The following is a 13,377-nucleotide window of genomic DNA, read 5'->3' as shown; positions in this document are numbered from 1 at the left end:
CATGGCTCGGCGTTTCACGGATGCGATCGGCCTGCTGAACGACCTGCTCAACCGCTTCGAGGCCGGGGCCGCAAGCCCGATCGCCCACCCGGACTACCCCGCCTTCCCATCAGTAGTCGCGGCGGACGCCTTCCTGAAACAGATCAGGGAAGCCGAAAGTGCCGGCGCGGTCTCCATTCGCTGGGGGCGCGGCGCCAACCGAGACCAAGTGGCGCACGTGCGGTTGGTCTCGGCGGAGATCTTATACCGATATCTCGGCCGCACCCCGGCCTCACGCATCGCGGAGCATGCCGCCGTGCGGCTTGTAGCCGGGGTGGCGCTGCACGAGTCCCTGAAGAACAGCGGCTCTCAAATCGCAGAGGTGTGGGCGCGGGGTAAGACGTGGCATGGATTCGGTTCGTCCGACGTCGACACGCTGCGCCACGCATTCGTTCTCGCCCAGGCGATCCTCGATAACAAGCATCTGGACGTCGACTACAAAACTTTCTCGCGACGTACGGTGGGGCACAGCAAGATACTGGAGCGCATCGAGGGTGCCGTGGTCCGACTTTTGAGCGGCATGATGGACTTTCCGCCTGGCGCCCGCCCCCGCGAGGCACTGCGAGCGATCGGGCTGGAGCGCTTCGCGCCGCCCCTGCTGATCGCGGGCAAGATCGACCTCGGCGGAGCCGATCTTTCCAGGATATCTCCGCATTATCTCGGAATCACTCCCAAGGAAGCAGATCGCGTCCGGTTCCGGGAGCCGCCGGCCTACGTTCTAACGATCGAAAACTTCGCAAGCTTCAACCGGCACATTGCCGAGGCGGACCCCGGCCGATTAGGAACGACCATGTATGTCGGCGGGTACCCCTCGCTTGCCACCCAGCAGGCGCTGCGGACAATCGCAGGATTGGTATCCGAACAGACGCCGATCTTTCATTGGTCGGACATCGATCCGGACGGCACCTGGATCTTCCACACCATCGAGCGCGCCGTCGATCGACCAATCCGTCCCCACCTCATGAGCGTCGAAGTTGCCGAGCGTTTGGGACAAGTGCCGTTCAAAAAATCGGCGCCCGCTCGATGTCCACCGCACTCCGGTATCGCAGCTCTGGCAGCCTACCTGGCGAAAGATGGAGCCAAGACGCTCGAGCAGGAAGAACTCGATCCAGTCCTGCCAGAGTTTCATTAGGCTAAAATGCGCGCGGACGCTCGTGGTTGCGGGGTTGGCTGTCTCGCTCAAGACGTCGTTTGTTTCGAGCGCGACAACAGCACCGCGTGCAACTGCGTGCTGCGGGAAAGCCGACATCGTTTCTTCATAAAAACGCTCAACCGGCATTGGCATGCTGGTTGCTTGAAGATGTGACGAAACCAGCTGTGACTATGATGCTCGTTCAGCATCCGGTTGAAGTACTCAGATGAAAGTTGTCCGCTTGAGCGATGGCAGAGGTCTCCCGATGCGCTTTCCCAACGTGCTCCTGCCTCGCGAACTCTGCCATCTTCGGATCGCGCTCCGGCTTGCCGGGCAGAAGCCGATTGTTTTTTAAGGGGGCTTGCAACGAATGGTGGTTCTCAAAAAGAACGCCAGCGTAAAGGCGTCCTCAGGACGATCGCTGGCATCGCTTAGGCCCATGACTCAGGGTGGGCATCTGCGACATGCGAAGCCTGCGTGCTTGAAGCTTGAGAGCCGCATGCATCGGTGCCTGTAGATGGTCAATGCGTCAATGCAGAACGATGATCTTGAGAAAATACTCAGGCAACAGGACGAGCTCAAGGTCAAGCTGCTTCGCGCCCAATCGGTTGTCGCCGAATGTAAGGCAGGATTGGCGGATCTGGAGCGGAGGCTTGAGTGTCGAGCGGTCTCATCGTCGATCGATGAACGCCAGCGCAGCTCTGCGCCAAACAATTCAATACGCAACGCACGACCGCCCAAATCCCGAACCGTCGATAATCCTGTTAACCCGGATGCAGCCGTGGCGTTTCCGCCTCGATCATGGGACCGTTGAAAGCTGCCGCCGCGCAGGTTGACGGCGACAAGGTTTGGTCACGGACCTGGCGAAGATCTGCGGCAAGGCCGGGATCAGCCAGGCGACCTATTTCAACTGGAAGAAGAAGTATGACGGTCTGCTGCCGACCGAGATCCGCCGGCTGAAGCAGCTCGAGGAGGAGAACGGCAAGCTGAAGAAGCTGGTCGCCGATCTCAGCCTCGACATGGAGATGCTGCAGGACGTGATCCGCCGAAAGCTATCAAGCCTGGCTGGAAGCGCAAGCTGGTCGACGCGGTTCGCAGCGAGTGGCAGGTCTCGATCCGCAAGGCCTGTGACGCTCTCGAATTTGACCGCTCGACCTACCACTACAAGTCCCGTCGCTCCGGCCAGGCTGCCCTCGAACAGAAGATCAAGGAGATCTGCCATGTTCGTATCCGCTACGGTTATCGTCGTGTTCACGTGCTGCTGCGTCGTGAAGGTGGCGCCATGGCCAGAACAAGACGCGGCGGATCTATCGCGAATTGGGCCTGCAATTACGCAACAAAACGCCGAAGCGCCGGGTCAAGGCCAAGCTGCGCGATGATCGCAGGCCGGCGACGCGATCGAACGAGACCTGGGCGATGGACTTCGTCCATGACCAGTTGGCGAGCGGACACAAGCTGCGCGTCCTTACGATCATCGATACCTTCTCCCGCTTCTCGCCGGCGCTGGCGCCACGGTTCACCTTCCGCGGCACCGATGTCGTGGAGGTGTTGGAAAGGGCTTGCAAGGAAGTGGGATTCCCGGCAACGATCCGCGTCGATCAAGGCAGCGAGTTCGTGTCCCGCGATCTTGACCTCTGGGCCTACCAGCGCGGTGTCACCCTGGACTTCTCGCGGCCCGGTAAGCCAACCGACAACGCGTTCATTGAGGCCTTCAACGGCCGCTTCAGGGCCGAATGCCTCAACGCCCACTGGTTCCTGTCTCTTGCGGACGCCCAGCAAAAAGTGGAGACTTGGCGCAGATACTACAACTGCGCATCAGAACACCCATCTGGCTATGTGATTGAAGAGAAGAGATTTTGTTGAGCGGGATGCGATCCCGCGGGGTATTTTGGGTTCTGTCGCGCTCGTTCGGCGATAGATTGAGCAGCAGTTGTTATCAGCCAGGTGCGGGCGAGGATCCAAGGACCATCCGGCAGAGGATGGATGGATTCGATCTCGCCGGCTTCAGCGGCCAGTCGGAGCGTCTTGGGCGCGATCTTCAGGAGCTTTGCGGCGTTGCCAAGGTTGAGCCATGGCTCGATCCCGTCCTCGGCGGGCTTGAACACCGGGATGTGGTAGTTCGAGCGCATTGATGTGACGCGCTCGCGGGTCCAGCGATTGCCGTTACCGGTCTTGAGGCCGTTGCGATTGAGGAGGCCGGCAATCAGATCGTCGCTGGCGATCAGCACCAGTTGACGCACGGCCTGGACGATATCGGCAGAGGTGCTGTTGCGCTGTCCGCGCCGGCGCTTCGGCAAGCGCAACTCGCTGTGGGCGCCCCCCACCCAATGGACCACGAGAACGATCTCCGAGGCCGGGTCGTCGATATCGGCCACGACCTCATGGATGAGGGTGCGCACAATGCGCTTCTTGAGGCGAGCATCCGTCGTCGGCGCATCCCAGACCGTTTTGAGGTTCGAGGCCAGAACGCCGAGCGAGGCTGGATCAGCAAGGGGTGCGGGCATCGCCGCATCATGCATGGCGATCTTGGCCTCAACCTCCGCCGCGTGAGCGAGCGCTCTGTTCCAGCGGGCTTCCAGCTCACTGGCCACCAGCCGGTTCGCGGGATCAGCGGCATCGTATTGCCGGAAAGCCCTGTCGGCGGCATAGCGCGCCGCTTCGAGGTCGCGACTGAGGGCATCGCGTACCTGATCGCGCCGTTCCCTGGCTCCCTTGGCGGCAGCGGTTGCGGCAGCGACAGCGCCCGGACCGACGACTCCAAGCAGTGCTTCCTCGATGGCGTCATCGACGCGCAGTCCGCCGAAGGCGATGCAGTGGGCCCCGCCATTGTCCATCCAGGCGCGGCTGCAGCTGTAGCGCGGGATATGGTTTTCCATGCCGGAGTACCGGAGTGTGAGCTTGCGACCGCAGCGCTTGCAGCGGATCAGACCGGCCAGCAGTGCGTCACCATGCTTGGGCGCGCCGTGATGCCGACTGGTGGGAACATTGCTGCTGATCATGGTGCGAATCGCCTCGAACTTCTCCCAGCTCACATACCCTTCGTGAGTGTTGGGCTTCAGCGTCAGCCATTCGTTCCGCGCCTTGCGGCGGATCTTCACGCTCACGCCCGCGGTGCTGTATCCCGCCGCCACAGCTGTCTTACCATAGGCATAGGCGCCGCCGTAGACCGGGTTCTCAATGATCCGGTGGATGGCAGACTAGTTTGGTCGCCGCCAGGCCGTGTCGCCGTTGGTCTGCTTCACCGGCAGATCGAGGTTGTACTCGTGGAGCCAGCAGAGCGCCTGTCGCGCGCTGCCCAGTTCCTCGACCTTGTCGAACACCAGCTTGATCGCTTCCTGGACGCGCCGATCCGGGTCCTTCTCATAACGGTCGCCGGCCTTCACGAAGCCGACCGGCGCTGTCACAACCAACTCGCCCCGGCGCGCCTTCTCGTAGCGGGCCGAGAGCGAGCGCTGGCGCAACAGATCCAGCTCGTACTCGTTGAGGCTGCCCTTGAGCCCGAGCAGCAGGCGGTCGTTGCCGTGCCTTGGCGCATAGATGGTCTCTTGATCGACCAGAACGGTATCGACCACGCGGCACATCTCGATGAGTTGCTGCCAATCCCGGCTGTTGCGGGCGAAGCGCGAGACCTCGCGGGCGCAAACCGCACCAACCTTGCCGAGGCAGACCTCCGCCACCATTCGCTCGAATCCGGCGCGTTGTATGCCGCCGGCGGCTGAACGACCGAGATCATCATCGATCACTTCAATCTCTGACCACCCGAGTGCCGTCAGCCGGTCTCGCATGGCGTATTGGAGCGCGCTGCTCTCGCGATTGTGCAACACCTGATGGGCCGAAGACTGACGCACGTAAAGAATCGCCTTGCGCTCCAGATGATGAGGCCTGACCTTGTCAGAGATCATGATCGACCTCCTTCGCGGGCGGCGTCGCTGTCATCGCTGCATGATCGAGGATCAACTGCGTCATCAGGCTCGTGAGCGCTGCCCGCGCTTCTGCGGGCAGATCCAGCCATGTGGGCGCGCCGATGGCGCCGTTCGACAGGCCACTCCCGAACAGATCCATCTGCTGCTGCGGCCGCGGTTGTCGATTGTGTCGGTATCCGCTCGCTGGCACTGCCGTCTGCCGTGACATGAGTCTCTCCCCGATTCTGGTCGTGAGAGGCTCTGGATGCGCCAGAAAGCAGGGCAGCTGATGGCGTTCGATCCTTCAACGCCAGATCGAGAAGCGTAGAGAGCGCCGCAAGTGCGTCAATGCTGACAAACGGCTGAGCTGTCAAAGGCTCAGCGTCAAGGCATGCCGTCCGGTCGAACATCCACGCTGGAACTTCCAAGCAACGATCTATTTGCGATCCATCAAGAGAGTGACCTGCCCCTGCATTTTCATCCAGCGGCAGTTAGAGTCTCGGGGTTTTGTACGCCAAGCGGCGCGGATGGAGCAACGGACGATCGGCGGAGCTGGTCGGGGTTGCGCAGCCGATCGTCCGTTGCGGTGAGGTGGGCGGCGTAGGCCGCGGGGGTCAGGTATTTCAGCGACGAGTGGGGACGCTGGAGATTGTAGTCGGCGACCCAGTTGGCGATCTTGGCGCGGGCGTCATCGAGATCGAAGAACAGGGTCTCATTGAGTAGCTCATCGCGCATCCGGCCATTGAAACTCTCGACGAAGCCGTTCTGCATCGGCTTTCCCGGCGCAATGAAGTGCCAATCGATGGCTGCGTCCTTGCACCAAGCGAGCATGGCGTTGCAGGTGAATTCGGTGCCATGGTCGGACACGATCATTCCTGGCTTGCCGCGTCGCTGGACGATTGCCGTCAGTTCGCGGGCCACGCGCCGCCCTAGGGGAATCGCATATGGTGCTGGAGGGGTGTTGCAAAGGGATTGGAACTGGATTCTTTGGGTGTCTCTCGATTCCCGAGGGAGACCTGAATGCGCAAGCTCAAGCGCCTGTTTCGACCGCTCAAGGATCCGCGCGCCAGCAACACTCGACACGATCTGGTGGAGATCCTCGTCATTGCATTGGCGGCCACGCTGGCTGGCGCCAAGACCTGCACCGAGTTCGAGTTCTTTGGGCAAGGCCGCGAGGAGCTGTTGCGACGGTTCCTGGAGCTCAGGCACGGCATCCCGAGCCACGATACGTTCAGCAACGTCTTGCGTGCGCTGGACCCGAAGGGTCTGGAAGCGGTTTTGCGCAAGTTCAGCAAGAGCTTCGGCATCAAGGGCGTGGTCAGCATCGACGGCAAGGCCCTGCGCGGAGCCTTCACGCGTGGCCGGCGGGCCACGCCGCTGCATATGGTCAATGTCTGGGCGGCCGGCACTCGCATGGCGCTGGCTCAGCGGAAGGCCCCCAACCGCAACGAGGTTGCCGGGGCTCTCGAAGTTCTCGCGCTGCTCGATCTGGACGGTGCTCTTGTCACCGCCGACGCCTTGCATTGCCGGCCCGACACCGCGCAGGCCATCCGTGATCGGAAGGGGCACTACGTATTGGCCATCAAGAGTAACCGTGGCCGGCTCTTCAAGGCCGCCAAGACGTTGGTCGATACAGCCCGAAAGCCCGCGCGAGCCAGTCAACGAAGGACCACTGCCCACGGTCGCGCCGAGCGCCGGCAGGCCATCGTCGCGCCGGCGCCACTGTTGGCGCAGCAACACGACTTCCCCGCTATCGCTGCCGTTGGTCGCATCGACAGTTGGCGCGCAAACTCTGGCAAGACCGCCAAGCATACGGTCCGATATTTCCTCGCCTCGCGCCTGCTGTCGGCCAAAAAGCTGCTCGAGGTCGCGCGAGCCCATTGGAGCATCGAGAACAACCTGCACTGGGTTCTCGACGTTCTGTTCGACGAAGATGCCTGCCGCAGCCGCAAGGATCACGCCGCGGAAAACCTCGCCCTCATTCGCAAGCTGGCCATCAATACCCTGCAGGCAACGCCCGGTCCTGCGCGCATCAGCCATAAAATGCTCCAAGCCAGATGGAATAATGACTTCCTTCTCTCCGCCCTCGCCCATATGCGATAGCCCTACGCGCCGCCCCGAGATCGACGTCTCCGGAATGGCGCCCAGGCATTCCTTGGTGACGTCGTCGACGATGTTGAGGATGCGGAAGCGTCGGCCATTGGCGAACTGGTCGTGGACGAAGTCCAGCGACCAGCGCGCGTTCGGCCTCGCCTCGACCAGGATCGGGGCACGGGTCCCCACGGCCTTGCGGCGAGCCCGCCGTTTGCGGACGGTGAGCCCTTCCTCGCGGTAAAGCCGGTAGATCCGGTTGATCCCCGATGGCTCGCCCTCCCGCCGCAGCAAGACGAACAACCGGCGATAGCCGAAACGCCGCCGCTCGTTGGCGAGGTCGCGCAATCGGCCACGCAGAACTGCGTCCGGCGGGCGGCTGGAGCGATAGCGGATCATCTTCCGATCCGCCCCCACAATCGAGCAGGCCCGCCGTTCCGACAGGCTCATGACGGCCTGCAGATGCGCGATCGCAGCGCGCTTGGCGGCGGGCCCTACCATTTTTTTGAAAGGAGCTCGCGAAGTGCGGCCGCATCGAGCATCTGCTCGGCCAGAAGCTTCTTCAGCTTCCCGTTCTCCTCTTCCAAGGCCCTCAGCCGCTTCGCTTCGGAAACGTCCATGCCGCCGAATTTGGCCTTCCAATTGTAGATCGTCGCCTCGGAAACACCGTGCTTGCGAGCCAGGTCGGCTGTCTTCGCCCCAGCCTCATGCTCCTTCAATACCGCGATAATCTGCTCTTCCGTGAACCTTGCTCGCTTCATCTGTCCGTCCTTCTTCGGGCCGGACTCTAACTCCTTCTGGAGGAAATACGCAGTGGCAGGTCACTCCTTCGTCAGACTAATCGCTGTCGCTCAGGGATGCTGCTCATGCACCCTTGAAGCACAACTCAACTTTCAGGAAGTGGGGACTACGTTAGGCCAATGCCACGGCTATCCTTCGAGTGCCCGGTGCCGATGTCCAATTGTTCACCGCATGCGCCCAAGTTAGGTTGTTCAGAATAACAAGGTCCCCTGGTTTTAGCTTGAGAATAATCTCGTCACAAAAAAGTTTCTCGTAATCGGCGCCTGAACACCAGCTCCGTCCTGCATTAAGGGGGTCCAGTTGGTGCAACTCAAAACCGTCCGGTGGGCACTTGAGAAGTTCGCGCTCCTGCAACATCCGAACGAAAAAGTGAAGACAGCTTTGGTCAACACTACCAATGTTATCCCAAAGGACATTCACATCGCGCCCTAGGAGACGGGAAAAGCTTCTTTTCGGCCTTGCCATAACAATCGCCAGCAAAAGGCCCGGGATCTCGGATTTCACCTCGGCTACTATTTGGTCATCTGGTACCAAATAGTCATCCGACGAGCTCAGACGATAAAGTGCTTTTGCACGAGTGATCATGCCCCGAGACAATGGTTTTGATCCAGGTAATATTTTTGTCGTTTTTTCTCGTAAAAGTCCCCATGCCTCACTTGTGTCGTCGATGTTCAATAGGATTGTTTCTCCTCCGTCTTTACTATTCTCGAAACAATAAAAGCACGACAACTGCATATTACATATTCTATCTCCTTCGGAATGCGGGGTGACAAACTGATAATCATCCCGAGAATTAACGCTCATGAAGTATTTGCTGATCCGCCGTCGGTGACCAAGAAAATCGGAAAAGCCGGCCTCCAGCTCTAGCTTTTTTTGCAATCCCAGTTCACCGGCAATTTGATGTACGAGGCCGTCCGCCTCGCTCGGTGAGACATTACGAATCAAAATGACACAGTCTCGACTGAGTGCCTCGATCACGCAAGACACATCCAAGCCGCTGCACCCAAGGGTCAACAGCATGCGCCGATGTGAGAGATCAGGAGTCAGTTGTGGTTGCGACATTCGCCGTGGACCCGTTCTTCGTCGCTTTCGTCGCGTCACGAGCAAGGGCCGTGCCACAGACGTCAGCGGGCATTAAGCGAAAACGCTACTTAGTGCCGAGCCCCGGCCAGTCTGCGAAAACGCGATGCGTGGCGAACTTTGCAACATCGAGCGGAATCCCTGTCGCAGGACCCTCTCTCACTCGACGAGCAGACCCCCTAGAGAAAGCAGCGGCGAGCATTTTGGCTCGCAAAGGCAATTCGGGCAAGGTGCGGACGCACCATCTTGAGTGGTCGTCGCTGTTGACGGCGCGTGCTGTTGTGTTGAGCTCTGTTCGGTTCAAGGCGTTAATGTTCCAAGCTCGACGGCATGACGGCAAAATTCTGGCAGCCCGGCGAGAAGCGAATTGTTTTCTTCAGAATGAGCTCGCAGAAGGTCATTGGCGCGTCCGTTACTTAACGTGAGCGCCAAGGAGATTCTGCTGTACGCGCGGTGATGACTGCGGCTGTTGCAGAGCTTCCGACGACTTTGCGGACGCCCATGCGGTGATCGTCGCCAATGACGTCCGTATTGTTGTGCTGAGCTGTGTCTGGTTCAGGACGTCGATGTTTCAAGTCCGACGGCGGCATTCCGAGCGAGGCGCGTTGTTTCTTCAGGAAACGCTCGCAGTACGTCATTGGTATGTCGATTGCTTGAAATGCGGGGTGATCCGTTACGGCCTTCATCGTAGCCGGAGTTCAGATGAAACTTGCTACGCCGGTTGGCTCTTGCATCTTTGTTGGTGGTGGTACGCTAGCTATTAGATGTGCTCAGCTAGTGATGGAGATGGGCCACGTGATCCGGGCGGCGCTGTGTGCCGACGCCATATTCCGCGATTGGGCCGCTCTCGCCGATATCTTGTGTGTGACGAGCCTTGAAGAGCTATCTGCGCTGCTCAACGCCGAGCCAGTCGAGTGGATATTTTCGGTTGCCAATCCGTTCATATTGCCAGCAGATGTGTTTGGGAAAGCGCGTAAAGGTGCTTTCAATTACCACGACGGTCCGTTGCCGCGATATGCCGGAACTCATGCGACGTCTTGGGCGCTTCTTGCCCGAGAGCCCGAACATGGCATCACGTGGCATCGTATCGATCACGGTGTTGATACGGGTGAGCTGGTCGTCCAACGCCGAGTGTTGATTGCGACGAGCGATACTGCGCTGACGCTGAATCTCAAATGTTATGAGGCTGCTATCGATGGCTTCCGCGATCTTCTAACTGGCTTAACAAATGGAGAGCTTAGTGCTCGTCCGCAAGCGCTAGCGGACCGAAGCTTTTTCCCGAAAGGTCGACGCCCAGATGCTGCGGGCTGTCTGCGATGGGATCGATCCGCACAAGATCTGGAAGCGATGACGCGCGCCTTAGACTTTGGCCCGTATCATACCAATCCATTGGGGTTGTCCAAGGCTCTCGTAGGCGATGACGTTGTCGTCGTCAGGCGCTTGGAGGTGACGGCTCGGCGCTCGGGCTTTGCTGCGGGGTCTTTAGTTGAGATCCACCCCAGCCACTGGCGTGTGGCGACAGGGACAGAGGATGTTGATGTTTGGCTTAGCAGCTTGGATGGTAAGGCTCTGGATGCGCGGGCACTCGCGAGGCGTTCTGATTCCCATGTAGGCGACCGCCTCCCGATTCTGAGCGATGACGAGGCGCGGAGCATAACGGTTGCGCATGAAATGTTGGCGCCTCGTGAGAGTTTTTGGCGACGGCGCCTTGAACAGTTCAAAACATCCCGGCTTTCCTTTTTGTCGTCTTCAGTAGCTTTGGCTGCACCTCAATGGCAGTTGAGTTCATGGCGAATTCCAGGTGCTTTGGCTGAGCTGTCTCCCAGTAATCGCACGGAATTCTTGCTAACGGCTTGGCTGATCTACCTAGCCCGCATCACGGGAGAATTAGAGCTTCAATTGGGATGGACTCCCGCGCCGAGTGGATCGCGAGCGGGGTTGAAAGCGCTCGAGGTGCTTGTCGCTTCTGTTGTGCCGATGGCAATTACCATCGATCTCGACAATGATTTTGCAGAGGCGCGCACGGTAGTGGCGGCCGAATTCGCTCAGCTGAAGGAGCAGGATAGCTTCGCGCGAGATCTTATCGCGCGCTGCCCAACGTTGCTCGGTATGGAGGGGTTACGATTGCGCCGCCCCTGGCCGGTTGGCGTTATGCTTACTGTAAGTGGCGAGTCTGCCACTGGTGACCTGGCTTCGAGCCCGACTTCTGAGCCAGCCCTGCCCGGTGAGGCGTTAACATTTGAGGTTTGCGCTCTAGATGGGAGCTTTCGATGGCACTTTGATGCAAGTCGCTTGGAGCCCAAGCATATCGACCTTATGACCCAGCATTTGCAGAATTTGCTATGTGCTGTGAAGGCAGATCCGCGGCGGCCGGTGGGCCAGATTGAACTCTTGTCATCCGCCGAGCGCGCCTATCTGCTGGAGGAACTGAACCGGACGGCATCGGCCTATCCGTCGGACGTGTGCATCCACGGGCTGTTCGAGGCACAGGTTCGCCGCGCGCCGGACGCGGTGGCGGTGGTCCATGAGGAGGAGCGGCTAAGCTATGGCGAGCTGAATGCGCGGGCCAACCGCCTGGCGCATCATCTGATCGGGCTCGGGGTCAGGCCGGACCAGCCGGTGGCGATCTGCGTTGCGCGCAACGTGGCGATGGTGGTCGGGCTTTTAGGGATCCTCAAGGCGGGCGCGGCGTACCTGCCGCTGGACCCGGCCTATCCGCCGGCGCGGCTGCGGCAGGTGCTCGACGATGCGGCGCCGCGGCTCCTGCTGGCCGATGCGGCCGGCCGATCCGCGCTGGGCGCCGATGCGCTGGCCGATGTGAGCGTGGTCGATCTGGAGACGGCCATGCCGGCGTGGGCAAACCTGCCGGCGTCGGATCCGGACCCGCGTGCGCTTGGCCTCACCTCACGCCATCTCGCCTATGTGATCTACACCTCCGGCTCAACAGGCACCCCCAAGGGGGTCATGGTCGAGCATCGCGGAGTGGTGCGTCTGGTGGCGGAGAACGATTTCGTCGAGATCTCGCCGCAGGACGTTTTTCTCAACGCTTCCTCGCCGACATTCGATGCGACCACGTTCGAAGTCTGGGGAGCCTTGGCGAACGGCGCCAGTATTGTGCTCTATCCTGAACGCTATCTCTCGACGGCAACGCTGGCCCGGATCATCCAAGACCAAGGCATCACTATCGCTTGGATGACTGCGCGGTTGTTCGACGTCTATGTCGGGGAGGGGCGGAGCACGAGTGGGCTGCAGCAACTGCTGGTCGGGGGCGAAGAGGTCGCAGCCAGTTCCATCAGAGCATGTCAGAAGCGACATCCGACGCTGCGAATCTCAAATGGCTACGGCCCGACCGAGAACACCACCTTCAGTCTCTGCTACCCGGTGCCTGCTGGCTTCGATGGCCAGCAACGGGTACCACTGGGACGACCAATCCGGAATTCGGTGGTCTATCTGCTGGACGGTCATGGTGCGCCGGTTCCGTTTGGCGCGGTGGGGGAGCTCTACGTCGGCGGGGCGGGGGTGGCGCGGGGCTACCTGAACCGGCCCGAGCTGACCGCGGAGCGGTTCATCGCCAGTCCCTTTGTGGACGGCGACCGGCTGTACCGCACCGGCGATCTGGCGCGCTATCTGCCGGACGGCAATCTTGAGTTTTTGGGCCGCAACGACGACCAGGTGAAGATCCGCGGCTTCCGGATCGAGCCCGGCGAGATCGCGGCGCGGCTTTGCGAGCATCCGTTCGTGCGCGAGGCGGTGGTGGTGGCGCACGAGGGCCCCGGCGGCGAGCAGCGTCTTGTCGCCTATGTGGTGTGTGCGCCGGAAGCAGCTTCGAACGGCCTGGAGGGAAGCGAGCTTGCCGGCGCCTTGCGCGCGCACATAAGTGCGCACCTGCCGGACTACATGGTGCCATCGGCGTTCGTCCGGCTGGCGGCGCTGCCGCTGACGGCGAACGGCAAGCTCGACCGCAAGGCGCTGGCTGCGCCGGACGACGAGGCGTATGCGCATCGCGCCTATGAGGCGCCGCAAGGCGAGATCGAGACCACGCTGGCACAGATCTGGGCCGAGCTTCTGGGTGTTGAGCGGGTCGGACGCCACGACCACTTCTTTGCGCTCGGCGGGCACTCGCTGGTGGCGGTGCAGCTGATCGAGCGGCTGCGGCGGCGGTCGCTGGGGGTTGAGGTGCAGACGCTGTTCGCCAGGCCGGTGCTGGCCGATCTGGCCGCAAGCCTCAGTAGCCATCACGAGATGGCGGTCCCGGCCAATCGGATCACCGAACAGAGTACGGCGATCACGCCAGAGATGCTGCCGCTCATTGAGCTGACGCAGGACGAGATC

The 13,377-nt window shown here is 60.8% G+C and carries 7 protein-coding genes and 4 pseudogenes; 5 read left to right on the top strand and 6 right to left on the bottom strand.

Annotated features, from left to right (window positions below; all coding sequences use genetic code 11):
• The first annotated feature begins 1 nt into the window (after position 1).
• The gene (locus tag XH88_RS06310) at positions 2-1,171 is read left to right on the top strand and encodes a Wadjet anti-phage system protein JetD domain-containing protein (protein ID WP_271614554.1); all 1,170 of its coding nucleotides are present in this window, start codon (positions 2-4) and stop codon (positions 1,169-1,171) included.
• 860 nt (positions 1,172-2,031) lie between these two features.
• Positions 2,032-3,034 (top strand): annotated as a pseudogene (locus tag XH88_RS06305) (IS3 family transposase); the annotation flags it as partial.
• On the opposite strand, the gene XH88_RS06300 reads toward XH88_RS06305, so the two are convergent.
• From XH88_RS06300 to XH88_RS06285, 4 genes and pseudogenes are all read right to left on the bottom strand, one after another.
• The gene (locus tag XH88_RS06300; RefSeq protein ID WP_271614630.1) at positions 3,004-4,350 is read right to left on the bottom strand and encodes a recombinase family protein; all 1,347 of its coding nucleotides are present in this window, start codon (positions 4,348-4,350) and stop codon (positions 3,004-3,006) included. The pseudogene XH88_RS06305 and the gene XH88_RS06300 sit on opposite strands and share 31 nt — an antisense overlap.
• Before the next feature lie 18 nt (positions 4,351-4,368).
• On the bottom strand, positions 4,369-5,073 hold the full coding sequence (locus XH88_RS06295) for a recombinase family protein (RefSeq protein WP_271614553.1): 705 nt from the start codon (positions 5,071-5,073) through the stop codon (positions 4,369-4,371).
• The gene (locus XH88_RS06290) at positions 5,063-5,233 is read right to left on the bottom strand and encodes a hypothetical protein (protein WP_018273965.1); all 171 of its coding nucleotides are present in this window, start codon (positions 5,231-5,233) and stop codon (positions 5,063-5,065) included. Before XH88_RS06290 ends, XH88_RS06295 begins: the two co-directional genes overlap by 11 nt.
• Before the next feature lie 317 nt (positions 5,234-5,550).
• Positions 5,551-6,003, bottom strand: a pseudogene (locus XH88_RS06285) (integrase core domain-containing protein); the annotation flags it as partial.
• Between the two features lie 90 nt (positions 6,004-6,093).
• On the opposite strand from XH88_RS06285, the gene XH88_RS06280 reads away from it, so the two are divergent.
• Positions 6,094-7,176 carry an ISAs1 family transposase gene (locus XH88_RS06280; protein ID WP_271614629.1) on the top strand — a complete coding sequence of 361 codons (1,083 nt, stop codon included), beginning with the start codon at positions 6,094-6,096 and terminating at the stop codon, positions 7,174-7,176.
• 3 nt (positions 7,177-7,179) lie between these two features.
• Here the strand turns inward: XH88_RS06280 and XH88_RS06275 are convergent.
• Both XH88_RS06275 and XH88_RS06270 read right to left on the bottom strand, forming a co-directional pair.
• Positions 7,180-7,925: pseudogene (locus XH88_RS06275) on the bottom strand (IS3 family transposase); the annotation flags it as partial.
• A gap of 151 nt (positions 7,926-8,076) precedes the next feature.
• Positions 8,077-8,943, bottom strand: coding sequence for a hypothetical protein (locus XH88_RS06270; RefSeq protein ID WP_271614552.1), 867 nt, complete (start codon positions 8,941-8,943; stop codon positions 8,077-8,079).
• A gap of 804 nt (positions 8,944-9,747) precedes the next feature.
• Here XH88_RS06270 and XH88_RS39170 point away from each other — a divergent pair.
• A pseudogene (locus XH88_RS39170) lies at positions 9,748-10,173 on the top strand (formyltransferase family protein); the annotation flags it as partial.
• Between the two features lie 1,188 nt (positions 10,174-11,361).
• Positions 11,362-13,377, top strand: a 2,016-nt coding sequence (locus tag XH88_RS06260; protein WP_271614550.1) for a non-ribosomal peptide synthetase, incomplete at its 3' end; no start/stop codon positions are given.

The sequence above is a fragment of the Bradyrhizobium sp. CCBAU 51627 genome (assembly GCF_028128765.1).
Lineage (GTDB): Bacteria > Pseudomonadota > Alphaproteobacteria > Rhizobiales > Xanthobacteraceae > Bradyrhizobium.
The sequence above is the reverse complement of the archived record's forward strand: the minus strand, read 5'-3'. Positions and strand labels throughout refer to the sequence as shown.

Bases quoted from the DNA above. Each gene is read 5' to 3' on its own strand.
- XH88_RS06280 (WP_271614629.1), top strand. From the start codon at position 6,094: ATGCGCAAGCTCAAGCGCCTGTTTCGACCGCTCAAGGATCCGCGCGCC.
- XH88_RS06290 (WP_018273965.1), bottom strand. From the start codon at position 5,233: ATGGATCTGTTCGGGAGTGGCCTGTCGAACGGCGCCATCGGCGCGCCC.
- XH88_RS06310 (WP_271614554.1), top strand. From the start codon at position 2: ATGGCTCGGCGTTTCACGGATGCGATCGGCCTGCTGAACGACCTGCTC.
- XH88_RS06295 (WP_271614553.1), bottom strand. From the start codon at position 5,073: ATGATCTCTGACAAGGTCAGGCCTCATCATCTGGAGCGCAAGGCGATT.